Raw genomic sequence first — 18,220 nt, 5'->3', positions numbered from 1 at the left:
ATTAATTATTTAAGGCTTGAGCAGGTTCTATCCACTGCCCATCCTCCTTAATTATATTAATCAATTCATCAAGAGCATGTTCTGAAGGTATATTTCTCTTCATCACCTCCTGCCCTTTATAAAGTGTAATCTTTCCTTTTCCTGACCCTACGTATCCATAGTCTGCATCTGCCATTTCACCGGGTCCATTTACAATACAACCCATGATACCAATCTTCACTCCTTTTAAGTGATCAGTTCTTTTCCTGATCATAGCTGTAGTTTCCTGAAGGTCAAAAAGGGTACGGCCGCAACTAGGGCAAGAAATGTATTCAGTTTTGGTCATACGGGTTCTTGCAGCCTGTAGAATACCAAATGTTGTTTCATTATGGAATTTCACTGATTTTAAAAGATCTTCCTTGGCAGTTAATTGCTTCTGATCTTCATTTCTAATCATTGCTCCATCTCCGAAACCATCAATTAATAAACCACCTATATCAGTAGCAGAATATAATAGAAGTTTATCCTCATTTAGTCCGGCATAGGTTCTTTGAATAATAACCGGAGTTTCAATTCCTTTTTCCATTAACAAATAGAAAAACCTTCTTTGATCGGCTAAGCCATGCTTATTATTTGTTGTTAGCAGAACAACAATATTATCATTACCTTTTAAAACATCTAAAATATCTGAATCAACCTCCGAAAGTGACAGCTTCAAAAAATTCAGCTTTTCATGTCGTTGATTTTCAATTATTATTTCTGATTTGTCAAATAATGGATATTTATTTTCTTGATCGTTGAGATCCAGCCATTGAGCATAGTCTACAATTTCCTTCAGTCCATTTGGCAACATAAATGTCACTGGATTCTTGCCGCTATAAATATAATCAGCTCCCAGATCATTCATTGTCCATTTATCAGGCTCAGGTAAATAATAATGGCCAATTGACTTCAGGTCAGATACCTCAATTCCTTTACCAGTTAAAAACTGCAAGTCAGTAATAACGCGAGGCACATTGTCTCCACCAATATTTAAAACCTCCCTGGTCTTAATTCTGCTATATCCATATGGATCTTTTAGAGGTGCTTCTAAAGGAAGAATTTCTTCGTGTTCTGATCTTTTATCATACCTATCTATTAAAGCAGCAGCTACAGGAGCTTCTTCTTCAGGCTCTTCTGTTAATGAAACACGTACAGTATCGCCGAGACCATCTTCTAATAAAGCACCAATTCCGACAGCAGACTTTATTCTACCATCTTCAGCCTCTCCAGCCTCAGTTACACCCAAATGAAGCGGATAAGGTTTCAAACCTTCCTCTTCAAGCTTTTGGACAAGTAATCTGTACGCCTGAACCATTACCTGAGTATTGCTGGCTTTCATACTTAATACAATATTGTAGTATTCAAGTTCTTCGCAAATTCTTAAAAACTCAAGTGCAGACTCAACCATACCCAGAGGAGTATCTCCATACCTGCTAAGAATACGATCAGACAATGACCCATGGTTAGTTCCAATACGCATGGCCGTTCCATGTTTCTTACATATTTCAACCAACGGGATAAATCTTTCTCTGATCCTTTCCAGTTCTGCCTGATAGGTTTCGTCAGTATATTCTATTGTTTCAAATTTCTTTTTATCAGCGTAGTTGCCAGGATTAATTCTAACCTTTTCTACAATCTTAGCTGCCAATTCTGCAGCATTTGGAGTAAAGTGAATATCAGCAACTAAAGGAACATCATAACCTCTTATTCTTAATTCATTCTTAATATTCTCAAGGTTTTGAGCTTCTTTAAGAGAAGGCGCAGTAATTCTAACGTATTCACAGCCTGCATCAACCATTCTAATCACCTGTTCAACACTTCCTTCTGTATCCATTGTATCTACTGTTGTCATAGATTGAACACGAATCGGATTGTCACCCCCCATCGGAATACCACCAATGTTAACTTCAATGGTCTTCCTCCTTTTATAACTTACCAGTGAGTTACAATAATTTTTATATTTCTCTATTTCGGATATCGCTTGCATATTCTTAGTTCCTACCTGATAAACGTATAAACAAGTATAGTGTTTATTAATATTTTATTATCACAAATCGCCCAACTGAGGTCTTAAAACGATGTCTTCAACCACTGTGCCCTTTGACATTTTAAAAGCAGATAATACTGCATTCGAAACATCTTCAGCTTTCATTAATCTGTCCTGGTCAATATCAAAACCTTCCCAGCTGGCAGTATATGTTGCTCCCGGCATTACAGCTGTTACCCTGATTCCAAATTGCTTTAATTCTTCCCTCAAATTTTTACTCATACCCAGCATAGCATATTTACTTATGCTGTATGAACCTCCATTTGCATACGCTTGAAAACTAGCAATTGAACACATATTAAATATATGACCCGTTCCTTGGGATTTCATCCGGGGAACAATAGCCCTTGTTAAATGATATGCACTATACAAATTAGTTTCAATCATTTTTTCGAGCATTCCATCTTCTTCTTCATGAACACTTCCGGGAATAAACACACCGGCATTATTCAATAGAACAGCTATTGGTTGATTAATTGAATTAATATATTTCCCAAAAGATAAAACTTCTTCTTTTTTTGAAACATCAACCACCTGAATATGAACTGTTACATCAAAAGTTGATTCTATCTCTTGTTTTAAAGTTTCTAATTCAGAATTGTGACGACTGCAGGCAACAATATCAAGTCCTTCTTTGGCAAATGCAGTTACGCATGCCTTTCCGATACCCTTTGTCGCCCCTGTTACGATTGCCAATTGATTCATATTAATCTAAACTTTTTGAATGGTTGTTCCTGTAATCTTTTGTTTAACGAAAGTAAAGAGATAAAATATCAACATTCCAATTAAAAACCCAGCTAATCCTCCACAAATAATATCAAGTGGATAATGAACACCCAAGGCAATTCTGGAATAAGCAACGATTACAGACCATATCAAAAAGTACTTCATCCACGAGAATCTATCTCTCATAAAAAAGTACCATGAGGATGCCAACGCAAAAGTTGTTGAAGCGTGAGATGACATAAATGAATATTTCCCTCCACAATGATTATTTACAATATGGACAAGTCCCATAAGCTCTTCATTATGACAAGGACGTAATCGACCAAAATAAGGCTTGAATAACCCGCTTGCTACCCAATCTGCTAATCCAACTGCGGCAATAAATCCGAGAATCATCCACCATGAATCTTTCTTATATTTCCATACTGTAAAGAGAATTATAAAAAGATAAAGAGGAAACCAGGTCTTCTTTTCTGAAATTATATGCCAAATTTGGTCACTAATCGGCGAGTGGAGTTCATTAAGTGCTAAAAATAAAGCCGTATCCCACTTTAAAAGTATTTCTATCATAACTTCAAATTGATCGGCGTGAAGTTAATCAATTGTCAAGCCCTTTTCAATTCGATTATGGTAATTTCAGGTGGCATTCCAATTCTACCGGGATACCCGATGTAACCATACCCTCTGTTTACATATAGGTACTGACCATTTTCTTCATAAAGATCAGCCCATTGTTTATATCGGTATTGAGCAGGGCTCCATCGGAAATCTCCAATTTCTATTCCTAATTGAAAACCATGGGTATGACCTGCAAACATAACATCCACATCACTCATCGGTCTGACTTCAGCATCCCAGTGTGTAGGATCATGTGATAATAATAATTTAGTGGCTGACTCTTCTGTTCCTATTAGGGCTTTTTTAAGGTCTCCCGCTTTCTTAAAACCAAGCCCCCAGTTTTCAACTCCAATAATTGCCAGTTGATCACCACCTTCTTTCAAGATTCTGTTTTCATTATTCAGCAATTCCCAGCCCATGTATTTATGAGCATCAAAAAGCTTTTGAAGATTGGCTGCTTTCGCTTTTTCATTAGGCCATCGTTTATAGTCGCCATAATCATGATTACCTAAAGTTGAAAAAACTCCCAAAGGTGCCTTTACCTGCATAAAGATTTCTGTATAATCTTTAACCTCATTTGAATCCTCATTAACCAGATCGCCAGTAAAAAATACAACGTCAGGCTTTTCATCAAGTAACATTTCAACACCGCCTTCTACGGCTGTCTTATTAAAAAATGAACCAGAATGTATATCTGAGATTTGAGCTATTCTTAATCCATCAAAACCTTTTGGAAGATTTGGCAAAGTAATTACCTTTTTACGAACTCTGTAATCATGAGCACCGCTTAAAATCCCAAACCCCATTGCCGCAATTGGGGCCAGTGATGAAATTATTGCAGATTTAGCTAAAAACTCATTTCTAGAAATCCCCTCTCCTTCCTCAGTAACCTTGCTTATTGTTTCAGTAATTTTGGCATCACCACGGTAAAATACATTATCAACAAGCCAGACCACACCTCTTCGGATATCGTCAAACAAAAGAAATAGAATACCAATTATTTTTGAAATTACTGTTCCGAAAGCGACAAGGATAATAACTCTCCCCAGACCATGGCGGTCATTCATCAGAAAAACATAAACAATACCTGCAGAAAGAATGAAAGAAAATAACCAATAAGAAATGGTTGTAACACGCCGTGTAACCTGAGAACTATCAGCTACAATTGTTTTTATTGCCTGAAAAAAGTATATATCAATCGCCAGCATAAATGCCAGGATGATCAACAGAACTAATATGGTATTCATTATACGCATTATTAATAGAAAATACTCCTGACTAATATGAACAGGAGTATTTTCTTTAAATTAACGAGATTTATTTAATTCGGTTTTTAATATTTAGACAAACCGAATTTGTTATTAATCTTATCAAAAATCAGATACATCACCGGAACAATTATCAACGTCAAGAAAGTTGCGAAGGATAGACCGAAAATAATCGTCCAGGACATTGGTCCCCAGAAAATCACATTATCACCACCAATATAAAAATCAGCCTGATATTCTGTAAAGAACTTTATGAAATCAATGTTGATTCCAACTGCAAGAGGGATCAATCCTAAAACTGTAGTAATCGCTGTAAGTAATACAGGACGAAGACGTGTTTTACCACCTTCCACAATTGATTCAAGGATATCATGCATACTCAATCTTGCATCTGAATGCAGCTCGGCACGTTTTCTTTCCCTGATTAGCTCGATAAAGTCAATTAATACAATTGCATTATTTACAACAATACCAGCCAAAGAGATAATCCCAATCATAGTCATAATTACTACGAAGGTCATATTAAAGAATACCAATCCAAGGAATACACCAATAGTACTCAATACAACTGACGTCATAATAATTAATGGTGCAGTTATTTTATTAAACTGAGCCACAATAATCAAGAATATCAGGAATATCGCAAGAATTAGAGCTCCACTCAGGAATTCCATTTCTTCAGCCTGCTGCTCCTGCTCTCCGGTAAATTTAATTTCATACCCCTGAGGCAGACTATATTCAGATAACAAATCTTTCAACTGCTGGGTTATCTCTGTTGCATTATACCCTGCGAGTACATTTGAGGTAATAGAAACTACTCTGTCAAGGTTTCTTCTTTTAATAGAACCGTAAGTAGTACTTAACTCTGCATCTGCCACTGATGAAATTGGCACCTGATGTATATTACCCGATGACTGGTCTCTGAAAATAATATCCCTGTTCATCAGTTTATTCAGATCATAACGATATTCTTCAGCTAGCCTTAGCTCGATATCATAATCATCTTCTCCTAGTTTATACTGACCGATTTCCTTACCAAAAATTGAAGTTCTCAGTTCGTTACCAATACTATAAGTTGAAACACCAAATCTTCTGGCTTTATCTCTATCAATATCGATTAACAATTCAGGCTTACCTGTTTCAAGGTCAGATTTAAGCTTTTCTATTCCCTGAATACCAGAGTTATTAATTTTTGTAACAACGTTTTCAGTATGTTCAATTAGTTTGTCATAATCTTCTCCGGAAATCTCGATACTAATTGGTTTACCTACAGGAGGACCGTTACGGTCTTTGGCAACGGTAATGGCAACACCAGGCGCAACATTTTGCATACCCTCACGGATATCATTAAGCGCTTGCTGAGTATCCATACCCTGACGATACTTGTAGTCAACAAAGTTTACTGTTATCCTTGCCTGGTTAGGAGTTTCATTCATGCTTACTGCTGAAGGATCACCAGGATCAGCAGTTCCCTGACCAACATTTGTAACAACAGACTCGATGATAGGTCGATAAGGCTTGATCAAGCTATCCAGCCTGTTATTCACCTTAACTGTAAATTCATTAGTCTTTTCAACATCTGTTCCGATTGGAAACTCAATGAAAACATTGACATATTTAGGAACGTTTTCAGGGAAGAATTCCACTTTTGGCATTTTCCATACAAATAGGAAAATAGATAGGAATAAAGTTATAATGGTTCCAACAAAGAAGAATATATAGTTGTGTCCTCTAAGAGCAAATCTTAAAGTCTTTTCATAAAATGATTCCAGCTTTGGTAAAAATCCTTCCTGAAACTTTTCTGAAAGTGGATTGAGTACAAGAATGTTAAGCCACAATAGAGCAACAATCAGAATTATTATGTTGCCTATAGCTATTGTAACATTGTATTTATCAACTATTAATCCTTCTACGATTAATGCAACAGCAATTACCAGCGCAATGATGGATCTCACTAGCATCTTCTTTCTATTGAAAGTTCGTTCATCAAGTCTCATGAATGAACCAATGAATACCGGGTTAATTACCAGGGCAACAAATAATGAAGATCCTAATGTAATCATCAATGTTGTAGGCAGATAATACATGAACTCACCCATGATACCTGGCCAGAACATAAGCGGAAGGAATGCCGCAAGTGTAGTAGCAGTAGATGATATAATCGGCATAGCTACTTCACCAACTCCATATTTGGTAGCATCCCATGAGCTATAGCCCTGTTCCATTAAACGGTAAACATTCTCAACAACCACAATTCCATTATCGACAAGCATACCGAGTGCCATAATCAAGGCAAAAAGCACCATCATATTAATGGTGATACCCAGTGCTCCCAGAATAGCAAATGCCATAAACATTGATAAAGGAATAGCCATCCCAACGAAAAGAGAGTTTCTTGTCCCCAGGAAGAATAATAAAGTCAAGGTCACCAGAATCACACCGGAAATAATATTATTCTCAAGGTTAGAAACCATGTCCTTAGTCATTTTTGACTGGTCATTGGTAAGTGTTAACTCCAATTCCGCAGGATATTCATCTCTGGATTTATATTCATCCAATATCTTCATTACCTTTTCGGTAGCAAGAATCAGGTTTTCACCACTTCGCTTCTTAATATCAAGAGCAACTACATTTTTGGATTCTAATCTTGCATAACTTGACTTATCAGCATACTCGAACTGAACGTCGGCAACATCTCTTAGATAAACAATATTGTTCTTTTCACTCTTGACTATGATATCTTCAATCTGTCTGGCTCTTTCAAATTCTCCTACAATCCTTACAGTTCTACGAATATCATCTTGTTTGATACTACCTCCCGACATTGTCAGGTTTTCAGCTTTAACAGCATTTTCGATATCGCTAAATGTCACTCTTCTTGCGGCCATCTTATAAGGATCGGCAAGAATTTTCATTTCCTTTTCGTCGATACCAACAATCTCAGCTTCAGAAATTTCAGACACATTTTCAATTTCATCTTTAAGATTCTCAGCATGTTCCTTTAACTCTTCCTGACTCAGATTACCAGTCAGGTTTACTTTAAGAATAGGAAACTCAGAAAAGTTAAGTTCAAAAACATTCGGATCTTGAGGCAAATCACTTGGTAATTCAGGCTTTGCCTTATCCACTGCATCTTTTACATCAATTAAAGCTTCCTGAACATCAACATCGGAATTAAACTCAACAATAATTGTAGAGTAATCCTGTACTGATGTTGAACGGATATCTTTTACATCACTAATCGTATTGACTTCCTTTTCTATTTGTCTGGTAACCAGGTTTTCTATATCAGCCGGAGAGTTTCCAGGAAATGGTGTTCCAATATAAATTGTCGGAAGACTCACCTCCGGAAAGTTTTCTTTCGGAAGGCTTCTATAGCTGATCAGTCCCATTACAACAAGTAGAAAGGTAAGGAAAAAAACAGTTGTCTTATTCTTTAGTGCACCTGTTGTAAGACCAAATTCTTTAAGAACTTCGTCCTTTTTATTGTTTTTGTTTTCTTCAGCCATAATCTTAATTACTTAGCGATTTCAACAATAGTCCCTTCAGCTACATCTCTATATCCTGTAACAATTACAGAAGCACCTTCTTCAAGACCTTCAGAAATTTCTGCTTTACCATCAAACGTTTCACCGATCTTTATATACTTCTTCTCGGCTTTCAGTCCTTCTTCAGATTTTACAGTCTGATATACATAAAAACCACGACTATCCTGAAGTACTACTTTATCAGGAATTACAAATGCCTCTTCATTTTTATAATCTGCTAATCGAATTGTCGCCATTAGATTTGGCTTTAACAAATCATTGTTCTTAGGAACTCTAACTTGTAGTGAAAATGTTCTGTTTGCCTGGTTAATCACATCACCAACCGCACTAACTACAGTTTTATAGTTTTCTCCTAAAGCAGGGAAGAATACTTCCACACTATCACCTCTATGGAAACTACCAATGTATTTTTCTGAAACATCAGCTTCAATCTTAAGATCATTAAGGCTTACTATTCGTACCATTGGCATTCCCGGCATAGCCACTTCACCTTCCTTAGCCATAACACCATCAATCTTTCCTGAAAATGGCGCTCTAACTATTGAATTACTCAATTGAGACTTTAAACTGGCAATTCTGTTTTCAAGAGTTTCTTTCTGGGTTTTAGCATTTAAGTAATCTACTTCACTACCAACTCCCTGGTCGTACAGTTTCTTCCTTTTCTCGTACATTGTTTTCGCTAGGTTATAAGAAGACTCAGCCTCATTGATATTATTTCTAAGAATATCAGTATCCAACACTACTAAAGTTTGTCCTTTAGAAACTTTATCACCCTCTGAAACATATACTTTCTCTATCTGACCATTAGCCTGAGAGGCCAGTGTAATATTTTTATCAGTAGATACACTACCGTTAATTTCAATATAATTTGCGAAAGGTTTCTTAACGATTTTCTCAACCGAAACAGGAATCTTGTTAACCTTCTTAACCCCAAATTCGGGATCTTCCTTTACAATCTCACTTTCAAGTGATGTAATCTTGCCTTGTAATTCAGAAGCTTCTTTTTTTAATGCCTTAAGTTCTTCCTTTTTTGCTTCAAGATCTTTCTCACAAGAAGTAAAAGCAATAACAGATGCTAATGTTAAAAGAATAATTACTTTATTTTTCATCTTATTATTTATTTCAATAGTTATTATTTGGTCAAATTATTTAAAGAAGTCCTAATGATTTTTCAAGTTCAACTCGAGCCATTAGCGCCTCAAAAAGAGCAATGTAGTAGTTATTTTGTTCTGTTAAATACTCAGAGTTAGCCTCAGTTAATTCAAGGCTGGATCCGATTCCTTCTTTATATTTAAGCTGGGCAGCATCATACACATCTTTCGCAAGCCCCATATTTTCTTCCTGGGTCTTTAGTGTATTTACAGCATTTTCAACATCGATTCGTGCTTGCTTAATTGAAAGGTCAATATTATTCTTAAGCTGATGTGAGTCCTGGTCTAACTGATCTAGCTCAAGTTTTCTTTGTTGAATAATAGAAGACTTTCTTAACCCATCAAAAATCGGAATTGATATCCTGACTCCAACATTTGAAAAATCAAACCAACTTTCGGAAAATTTCATTAGGTCACCAAAATCATTACGACCACCAATCGCTCCATAATTTGCAAATGCATCAATAACAGGCATGTATTGAGCTTTTGTGTTTTTCATATTATAAGTAGTGAGCTTCCTGCGTGTTTCTAGAATATTAACCTCAATTCTATTTTCATATTGAAACGATTCAATGTTAGTTTCCAGATCCTTGAATTGAATATCTCTGATAGTCTCACTAATTGTCAGGTTTTGATCAATTGGCATACCCATTTGAAATTTCAACAGTTCCTTAGCGATTTCAACACTTCTTTGATTGTTTTCGTAGGAAGTCTTAAGATTATTGTGATTAATCTTCAACCTGTTTACTTCAATCTTTTCAACAAAACCTTCATCAAACAAAAGTTGTGTTTCAGTAAGAATAGAATCAATTCGCGAAAGGTTGGACTTAATCAGGTCAAGTCTTTCTTGTGCTACCAAAACTGTGTAATAAGCTTTAATAACATTTTCTTTAACATCAATTTGTGTTTTAATGTAAGACTTATCAGAAAGCTCCTTTAAAGTTTTTGTAGCCTGAACCCCAACGAAATAACTACCATTGAAAATCAATTGAGTTAATTCAATCCCTGCGCTTCCACTATATTTTGTTCCTAATGCAAAAGCAACAGGACCTCCCTCACCATTTGAAGGAGCAAAAGGATTATCACCTTCAATAATCACCTGCTGTTGCTTAATATTATAAGTAACATTGGCGTTGGCATTGATTTGGGGTAATCCCTGTGCAACAAATTCATTGATTTCAGCCTGAGAAATATCTCTTTCAATATTAGACTTAATCAATGATTCATTATTCTCAAGTGCATAATTAATACAATCCTGTAAAGAAAATACAGAATCAACCTGTTGACCGGGCTCTTGCGCATAAGCATTTACGCCGATCAAAACTAATCCTAATAAAAATACTACTTTATGAGTCACTGTTTTGTTGGTTTTGTTCACTAATAAATGATTTGTAGATTTCTTCATATCGTTTTAGTCCTTTTTCGCTTAACAATCCCCTTACGAAAAAATCAAAAACTTTAATCTGAAGGTCTGCCATATTGTATTCCTGAGGAGAAAACTCATCCATATTTAATACCGAATCAAAAAGTATCATTCTAATTTTTGATACCACATCAAGATCAATATCCTCTCTAAAATACCCTTGTTTAATACCTTCTTTGATTGATCTGACAACCTCTTTACGAAAAACATTCTCCTTAAAATCCTGAAACAAAGCCCAGCTTTCAGGGTAGAATTTCTTCATATCATAAAACATTGTCGGGTTCATATACTGAAAGCTTTCGCGTATATGCTTTGATATTAAACCCATTTCAATGATCACATCATCAGCTTTATGCTTATACTGATCAATTTCACATTGTTTTTGAAACAATAAATACTTTGTCCCTTCCAGAATAAGTCCATTCTTATCATCAAAGTGGGAATAAATAGTCTTCTTGGACACTCCAATGCTCGATGCTAAATCATCCATGGTTACAGAACGTATACCATATTTCATAAACAGTGCATAGGCCTCTTCGAGTATCTTTTCTCTTTGTGTTTGTATTTCAGTCTTTTGTTCTTCCTGCATCTTAAGCTATTACCTCTGGAAACTTTTGCAAGTTTAAAAGTTTCCTGCGTTTCTATCAACGAAAAACCAGGCTATTTGTTTACGTATTCGATGAAAATGACAATTCAATTACACAAACGGAATTAATCAGACATTAATGGTTGAGACTCATTAGATATTCCTGATATTATTTTCATTAGGACGTTTTATAAATCACCCAGTAATAATACCTTTGCAGTGTAAAAAAATAACCGCATTTCATCGATGATTCTTTTTTATAAAGGTGTTCACAATAACATATTTGTAATTTCTACAAATCAATTACCCACAGAGGACGAATCTACAAAACTTCACTGGCTGCTTGGCAAAGCTGAAAGAATAGACTCTCCTAAGCTCACAGGAAAATTCAAAGGTCCTAGAACTGAAATGATCACTCCATGGAGTACCAATGCTGTAGAGATTACCCAGAACATGGGTATTAATGGCATTGACAGGATCGAGCAGTTTTACGAAATGAAAGAAGGTGAAGGCTTCGACAAAATGCTTGAGCATGTGTATGAAGAGCTAAACCAGTCAATTTTCGATGTAAATATTGATCCTGAAGAAATCAAAGAAATTGATGACATCAGAACTTATAATGAATCTGAGGGTTTAGCCCTGAATGATGAAGAGATTGAATATCTTGAAAATGTAAGTAAAGAATTAGGCAGAAAGCTTACTGACTCTGAAGTATTTGGATTCTCACAAGTAAACTCGGAGCACTGCCGACATAAAATATTTAACGGTAAGTTCATTATCGATGGAAAAGAGAAGAAATCATCTTTATTCCAGTTAATCAAGAAAACTTCCAAAGAACACCCAAATAAAATTGTTTCTGCTTACAAAGACAACGTAGCCTTTGTCGAGGGGCCAAGAGCACAGCAGTTTGCTCCGGTAAGACAGGACATTCCTGAGTATTTTGCAATCAAAGAATTTGACAGTGTTTTATCATTAAAAGCTGAAACACATAACTTCCCAACCACTGTTGAGCCATTTAATGGTGCTGCAACAGGTTCGGGTGGTGAGATCAGAGATAGAATTGCGGGTGGAAAAGGATCAATGCCAGTTGCCGGTACTGCTGTATACATGACTTCATATTCAAGAACTGAGTCAAACCGCAGTTGGGAAAACCACACTCAGCCAAGAGAATGGTTATATCAGACACCACTTGAAATTATGATTAAGGCTTCAAATGGTGCCAGCGATTTTGGTAACAAGTTTGGGCAACCATTAATCTGTGGATCCTTACTGACATTTGAACATAAAGAAAACGATACACACTGGGGCTTTGATAAAGTAATCATGCTTGCAGGAGGTATCGGATACGGTAAAAAAGTTGATAGCTTAAAAGCAACTCCTGAAACTGGCGATAAAATTATCGTTATGGGTGGCGACAACTACCGAATCGGAATGGGTGGTAGTGCAGTATCGTCTGTAGCTACCGGAGAATTTGCGAATGCTATCGAACTTAATGCAATTCAGCGTTCAAATCCTGAAATGCAAAAAAGGGTTTACAATGCTATTCGTGCAATGGCCGAAAGTGATGAGAATCCAATCGTTTCAATTCATGACCATGGTGCAGGCGGACACCTTAACTGCTTATCTGAGTTAGTTGAAGAAAAAGGTGGAGAGATTGAAGTAGGCAAACTTCCAGTTGGTGATCCGACTCTTTCTGAAAAGGAGATTATCGGAAACGAATCTCAGGAAAGAATGGGACTGATCATGAAAGAAAAGGACTTTGAAACACTTAAGAAAGTTTCAGAACGCGAAAGAGCTCCTCTATACAAAGTTGGGGAAATCACTGGCGACATGAGACTTGTATTCAAAGGAAAAAAAGACAAAAACCCAATTGACTTAAAGCTAAGTCACTTTTTTGGTTCGTCTCCTCAGACAATTATGGAAGACACCAATATCAAACCTGAGTTTGGACCTATAAAATATAGTACTTCCCTATTAGGAAAATATATTGAAGATATTCTTCAAATTGAAGCAGTGGCCAGTAAAGACTGGTTAACTAACAAAGTTGACAGATCAGTAACAGGAAAAGTAGCAAAGCAGCAAACTGCCGGTGAAATTCAAATCCCTTTAAATAACGTTGCTGTAATCGCAGCAGATTATCAAGGAGTTAAAGGTACTGCAACTTCAATAGGCCATGCACCGGTTCCAGGATTGATTTCATCTGCCGCGGGCTCAAGACTTTCTATTGCAGAGGCATTAACTAATATTGTTTGGGCACCACTTACTTCCGGATTAGAAGGAATCAGCCTTAGTGCTAACTGGATGTGGCCTTGCAACAACCCTGGAGAAGATGCCAGACTTTATGATGCTGTTGAAGCAGTCAGTGATTTCTGTGTTGAATTAGGAATCAATGTTCCTACGGGAAAAGATTCGCTTTCAATGACCCAGAAATATAAAGATGGCAAAGTTTATTCACCGGGTACAGTTATCATTTCAGCAATAGGTGAAGTAGAAAACATCAGAAAAACTATTGAACCGGTACTTCAACCGGATGATAATACTGACATCATTTATATTGATTTCAGTAATAAAAAACAACAATTAGGAGGATCATCATTTGCTCAGTTATTAGGTAAAATTGGTGATCAATGCCCGGATGTTGATGTTAATTACTTTAAAGACACTTTTAAAACCCTTCAGAAACTTATCAAGCAAGGTAAGATAATGGCGGGTCATGATATTTCTTCAGGTGGTTTGTTTACTGCAATCGCTGAAATGTGTTTCGGATCATCAGAAGTTGGTGTAAACATAGATTTATCTGATTTAAAATCTGATTTGGTTACGGCCTTGTTTAGTGAAAACCCTGGTGTAATCGTTCAGACTACTTATGGTGAGGAAGTTATCGCAGCTTTCAAAGACATGGGATTGAAGGCGATCAACATAGGAAATCCAAATACTTCAGGTACAATTGATATTACTAAAGAAGATGTAAATATTTCTCAAAGTGTATCATATCTTCGAAAGCTATGGATGAGATCTTCTTATTTGCTAGACCAGCAACAGAGTGGAGCTAAACTAGCCGAAGAAAGATATAATAATATTCCTGAGCAAAAACTTGAGTTCAAATTCCCTGAAAACTTCGTTGGTTCATATGCTTCAAAAGGCATAAACCCGGATAGAAGAGAAAAAAACAACATTAAAGCTGCAATCATTAGAGAAAAAGGAGTTAATGGTGACAGAGAAATGGCCTGGGCACTTTACCTGGCTGGATTCGATGTTAAAGATGTCCATATGACAGACCTTATCTCCGGAAGAGAAACTCTTGAAGATGTGAACATGATTGTATTCGTTGGTGGGTTTAGTAACTCAGATGTTCTTGGTTCTGCTAAAGGATGGGCCGGAGCATTTAAATTCAATGAGAAAGCAAACGAGGCACTTCACAACTTCTACAAAAGAGAAGACACATTAAGTTTAGGTGTTTGTAATGGATGCCAATTAATGATGGAACTTGGATTATTATGGCCTGAAATGGGTGATTCACATCCGACTATGCACCATAATGATTCACATAAATTTGAATCTGGTTTCGTAAACATGACAATCCCTGATAATGACACAGTAATGTTAAAATCATTATCAGGAACCAGACTTGGTGTATGGGTAGCTCACGGGGAAGGTAAATTTGTATTCGAAGGCGAGGAAGACAACTTTAATATTGTTGGAAAATACTCCTATTCGGGATACCCTGGTAACCCTAACGGCTCTCAATATGACACAGCTGCAGTAAGCAGTAAGGATGGACGTCATTTAGCAATGATGCCACACCTTGAAAGAAGTTTATTCCCATGGAACTGGGCATACATCTCAGAAGAAAACAAAAATGATGAGATTACTCCTTGGGTAGAAGCTTTCGTAAATGCTAAACAATGGATAGAAAACAATAACAAATGAGTGAAAAACTGTTTTTGCTCCCTGGACCTTCACGAGTAGATCGCCGAATACCCAAGTATTTGCGTGATGCTTATGATGAAGGGTTCATGAGTTTCAATCACAGAAGTCCACAAGTTATTGACTTATATAAATCAACAGTGGGAATGTTAAAAAAGAACCTTAACATTCCCGCTGATTATACTATTGCGTTTGTCAGTTCAGCAACAGAATGTTGGCAGATAATTGCACAATCCATCATAAAAAAGAAAAGTGTTCATTGCTTTAATGGGTCATTTGGAGAAAAATGGTTCAATAACACATCGAAATTAGGCTACAAGACAGAATCTTTAAGCTTCGATTTAAATAAAGACCTTCCAATAAGCGAGATTCAAGAGATCAAGGCAGATACATTTTGTATTACTCACAATGAAACCTCTAATGGAACAGCCTTAAGTTATGAGGAGATTTTAGCACTCAGGCAAGTACAGGGCAAAGCCATCATTTGTGTTGATGCTACATCTTCTATGGCAGGATATAAATTACCTTTTAATCTGGCTGATATCTGGTATGCAAGTGTACAAAAGTGTTTCGGATTGCCTGCGGGATTAGGTGTAATGGTTTTATCTCCAAGAGCATTAGAAAGAGCTTACGAATTAAACAATACTGATCACTATAACAGCCTTGTCAATATTATCAATCAGGCAAAGAAATTTCAAACAACTCATACACCAAACATTCTCAATATTTATCTACTAAATAGGGTAATGAGTAAGAGAAATAACATTGAAAAGGTTGAAAAAGAATTAAGATCCCGATACAAAAAAATCAATTCTAAAATAAACAACAACCCTTCATTAGAATGGCTTATTGAAGAAAAATCTAAAAGATCGATTACAGTTTTAGCATTAAAATATCTTTCTACTAAAGACTCTATTCACAACCTGGCAGAAGATGCCGAGATAATTTTAGGAAAAGGGTATGGTAATTGGAAGGATGAAACCTTCAGAATTGCTAACTTTCCGGCTTTAAAGAAAAAGGAAGTAAATAAATTATTGAGTTTTTTAGAAATTATTTAACGCAATTCATTAATGTTAAATTTTAAAGAGATCATTTCAGTCACATTGATCCTATTCTCTGTGATAGACATATTAGGTAGTGTTCCAATCATCATCGACCTTCGAAAACAACACGGGCATATAGACTCGGTTAAAGCTACATTGGTTTCGGCAGCTATCATGATAGCATTTTTATTTGTTGGAGAAAGATTGTTAACGCTTTTTGGTATTGATGTTCAGTCATTCGCTCTTGCCGGAGCAGTTGTGATGATAATCATAGGTATGGAAATGATTTTGGGCCATAATTTCTTTAAATCAGAAGATATTGATACTTCCGGGGCGAGCATTGTACCATTGGCATTTCCTTTAATTGCCGGAGCTGGTACTTTGACTACACTTGTTTCGTTAAGAGCAGAATATGCAACCCAAAATATTCTGGCTGGCGTTGTACTTAACTTGATTTTTGTTTTCATCGTATTAAAATCATCAGCTTGGCTTGGTAAAAAAATTGGTCCTGGTGGGTTCAGTGTTATGCGTAAAGTTTTTGGAATAATATTACTCGCAATATCAATCAAATTGATAAAAACAAACATTGGAGCCCTATGATTACGATTTACACAGATGGATCATCCAGAGGAAACCCTGGCCCGGGAGGATATGGCACAGTGTTACTACACAAGCATCACAAAAAAGAATTATCAGAAGGTTTTAGACGAACAACAAACAATCGAATGGAACTTCTGGCAGTTATCAAAGGCCTTGAACAAATAAAAAAAGAAGGCTGGGATGTTACTGTATATAGTGATAGTAAATATGTTGTTGATTCAGTTAGTAAAGGTTGGATTTGGGGATGGGTAAAAAAAGGATTTAATGGCAAAAAAAATGCTGACCTTTGGAGAAAATTTATACCTTTATACAAAAAACACAATGTGAAATTTGTTTGGGTAAAAGGACATGCCGGTAATCCACTTAATGAACGTTGTGATGAACTTGCTGTTCAAGCTGCAGAGAGTAATGACTTAAAAATTGATGAGGGGTTTGAGAGAGAGCAGGAAGGTAACTCAAATATGTTTTAAACCCTTTTAAATGAAAACTGAAAAAACCTCACTTCCGATTTTTTTTATTTTTGTTACTTTAACTCATCTTATTGCCCTTACCCTTGATCTAAAGCTAATCACCCACATCTCGAAGGCATTAATAATACCTTCCGTGGCAGTATTCTATATCCAAAATTCAAAAAAAATTAATCTCCCTATAAGTTTCTGGATAATTGTAGCCCTGGGACTTAGCTGGCTTGGAGATATACTATTAATCTTTCAGGGAGACAATTCCCTGTACTTTTTACTTGGTCTTATTGCATTTCTATTCAGCCATCTGGCTTACATCATATCTTACCACAAGTATACCGATATCACGACTAAACAAATTATTTCTAAAGTCCCGATATTAGTTGTCATAGGCATTGTCTCCTATACTTTGGTCCTGCTTTATATCATTTTGCCCACTGTGGCAATTGATATGACTTTCCCTGTTACAATATATGGCATTGTACTGGCCTTTCATGCAATTTTTGCATCAGGATACGGTAATCAGGTGACATCTCAAAACAAAATCATATTCATTGGTGTTTGTCTATTTGTACTTTCTGATAGCCTGTTAGCTATTAATGCATTTGGAACAGCATTACCAATGGCTGGACTTTTGATAATGAGTACATATTGCCTTGCACAACTATTAATTGCAGCAGGATTTTTGAAAATAACCAGAAAACTTGTCGATAGTGAGCAATAAAATTTTGGTAATTACCAATATTTTAATATTATTGATGAGAATAATACTATTTATGTAACATTCACCAACCCCAACCA

The 18,220-nt window shown here is 36.1% G+C and carries 13 protein-coding genes; 5 read left to right on the top strand and 8 right to left on the bottom strand.

The window, feature by feature from the left end:
• Nucleotide 1: 1 nt before the first annotated feature.
• The 8 genes from ispG to HH304_RS19315 all read right to left on the bottom strand — a co-directional run bounded on the left by ispG (nt 2) and on the right by HH304_RS19315 (nt 11,391).
• Nucleotides 2–2,008 (bottom strand): (E)-4-hydroxy-3-methylbut-2-enyl-diphosphate synthase, encoded by a 2,007-nt coding sequence (ispG, locus tag HH304_RS19350; RefSeq protein ID WP_169684938.1) that lies wholly within the window; start codon nt 2,006–2,008, stop codon nt 2–4.
• A gap of 60 nt (nt 2,009–2,068) precedes the next feature.
• The gene (locus tag HH304_RS19345) at nt 2,069–2,773 is read right to left on the bottom strand and encodes an SDR family oxidoreductase (RefSeq protein ID WP_169684937.1); all 705 of its coding nucleotides are present in this window, start codon (nt 2,771–2,773) and stop codon (nt 2,069–2,071) included.
• Between the two features lie 6 nt (nt 2,774–2,779).
• Entirely contained in the window at nt 2,780–3,364 is a 585-nt protein-coding gene (locus tag HH304_RS19340) for a phosphatase PAP2 family protein (RefSeq protein ID WP_169684936.1), read from the bottom strand.
• Between the two features lie 35 nt (nt 3,365–3,399).
• Nucleotides 3,400–4,659 carry a metallophosphoesterase gene (locus tag HH304_RS19335; protein WP_169684935.1) on the bottom strand — a complete coding sequence of 420 codons (1,260 nt, stop codon included), beginning with the start codon at nt 4,657–4,659 and terminating at the stop codon, nt 3,400–3,402.
• Between the two features lie 86 nt (nt 4,660–4,745).
• Entirely contained in the window at nt 4,746–8,189 is a 3,444-nt protein-coding gene (locus HH304_RS19330; RefSeq protein ID WP_169684934.1) for an efflux RND transporter permease subunit, read from the bottom strand.
• Nucleotides 8,190–8,197: 8 nt separating this feature from the next.
• Nucleotides 8,198–9,337 (bottom strand): efflux RND transporter periplasmic adaptor subunit, encoded by a 1,140-nt coding sequence (locus tag HH304_RS19325; RefSeq protein ID WP_169684933.1) that lies wholly within the window; start codon nt 9,335–9,337, stop codon nt 8,198–8,200.
• A gap of 40 nt (nt 9,338–9,377) precedes the next feature.
• Complete coding sequence (locus HH304_RS19320; protein ID WP_169684932.1) at nt 9,378–10,736, bottom strand: TolC family protein; 1,359 nt, start codon at nt 10,734–10,736, stop codon at nt 9,378–9,380.
• Nucleotides 10,726–11,391: a TetR/AcrR family transcriptional regulator gene (locus HH304_RS19315; protein WP_169684931.1), complete on the bottom strand. Its 666-nt coding sequence runs from the start codon at nt 11,389–11,391 to the stop codon at nt 10,726–10,728. The genes HH304_RS19320 and HH304_RS19315 overlap by 11 nt, the downstream gene beginning before the upstream one ends.
• 243 nt (nt 11,392–11,634) lie before the next feature.
• Between HH304_RS19315 and purL the strand changes: the two genes are divergently transcribed.
• Genes purL through HH304_RS19290 form a run of 5 tightly spaced genes read left to right on the top strand, consistent with a single transcriptional unit; the run spans nt 11,635 to nt 18,143 of the window.
• On the top strand, nt 11,635–15,318 hold the full coding sequence (gene purL, locus HH304_RS19310; protein WP_169684930.1) for a phosphoribosylformylglycinamidine synthase: 3,684 nt from the start codon (nt 11,635–11,637) through the stop codon (nt 15,316–15,318).
• Nucleotides 15,315–16,373, top strand: a complete 1,059-nt coding sequence (locus HH304_RS19305; protein WP_169684929.1) for an aminotransferase class V-fold PLP-dependent enzyme — start codon at nt 15,315–15,317, stop codon at nt 16,371–16,373. The genes purL and HH304_RS19305 overlap by 4 nt, the downstream gene beginning before the upstream one ends.
• Nucleotides 16,374–16,385: 12 nt before the next feature.
• A complete protein-coding gene (locus tag HH304_RS19300; protein ID WP_169684928.1) occupies nt 16,386–16,958 on the top strand; it encodes a MarC family protein in 573 nt (190 codons plus the stop codon).
• A complete protein-coding gene (gene rnhA, locus HH304_RS19295) occupies nt 16,955–17,428 on the top strand; it encodes a ribonuclease HI (protein ID WP_169684927.1) in 474 nt (157 codons plus the stop codon). The genes HH304_RS19300 and rnhA overlap by 4 nt, the downstream gene beginning before the upstream one ends.
• A 10-nt stretch (nt 17,429–17,438) precedes the next feature.
• Entirely contained in the window at nt 17,439–18,143 is a 705-nt protein-coding gene (locus HH304_RS19290; RefSeq protein ID WP_169684926.1) for a lysoplasmalogenase, read from the top strand.
• Nucleotides 18,144–18,220 lie beyond the last annotated feature (77 nt).

The organism is Marinigracilibium pacificum (genome assembly GCF_012926615.1).
GTDB lineage: Bacteria > Bacteroidota > Bacteroidia > Cytophagales > Cyclobacteriaceae > Mangrovivirga > Mangrovivirga pacifica.
Note: the sequence above shows the minus strand (reverse complement) of the source record. Positions and strands in the feature narration are given on the sequence as shown.

Excerpts from the sequence above, each read along its gene's own strand:
- ispG (WP_169684938.1), bottom strand. The coding sequence starts at position 2,008 with ATGCAAGCGATATCCGAAATAGAGAAATATAAAAATTATTGTAACTCA.
- HH304_RS19345 (WP_169684937.1), bottom strand. The coding sequence starts at position 2,773 with ATGAATCAATTGGCAATCGTAACAGGGGCGACAAAGGGTATCGGAAAG.
- HH304_RS19340 (WP_169684936.1), bottom strand. The coding sequence starts at position 3,364 with ATGATAGAAATACTTTTAAAGTGGGATACGGCTTTATTTTTAGCACTT.
- HH304_RS19335 (WP_169684935.1), bottom strand. The coding sequence starts at position 4,659 with ATGAATACCATATTAGTTCTGTTGATCATCCTGGCATTTATGCTGGCG.
- HH304_RS19330 (WP_169684934.1), bottom strand. The coding sequence starts at position 8,189 with ATGGCTGAAGAAAACAAAAACAATAAAAAGGACGAAGTTCTTAAAGAA.
- HH304_RS19325 (WP_169684933.1), bottom strand. The coding sequence starts at position 9,337 with ATGAAAAATAAAGTAATTATTCTTTTAACATTAGCATCTGTTATTGCT.
- HH304_RS19315 (WP_169684931.1), bottom strand. The coding sequence starts at position 11,391 with ATGCAGGAAGAACAAAAGACTGAAATACAAACACAAAGAGAAAAGATA.
- purL (WP_169684930.1), top strand. The coding sequence starts at position 11,635 with ATGATTCTTTTTTATAAAGGTGTTCACAATAACATATTTGTAATTTCT.
- HH304_RS19305 (WP_169684929.1), top strand. The coding sequence starts at position 15,315 with ATGAGTGAAAAACTGTTTTTGCTCCCTGGACCTTCACGAGTAGATCGC.
- HH304_RS19300 (WP_169684928.1), top strand. The coding sequence starts at position 16,386 with ATGTTAAATTTTAAAGAGATCATTTCAGTCACATTGATCCTATTCTCT.
- rnhA (WP_169684927.1), top strand. The coding sequence starts at position 16,955 with ATGATTACGATTTACACAGATGGATCATCCAGAGGAAACCCTGGCCCG.
- HH304_RS19290 (WP_169684926.1), top strand. The coding sequence starts at position 17,439 with ATGAAAACTGAAAAAACCTCACTTCCGATTTTTTTTATTTTTGTTACT.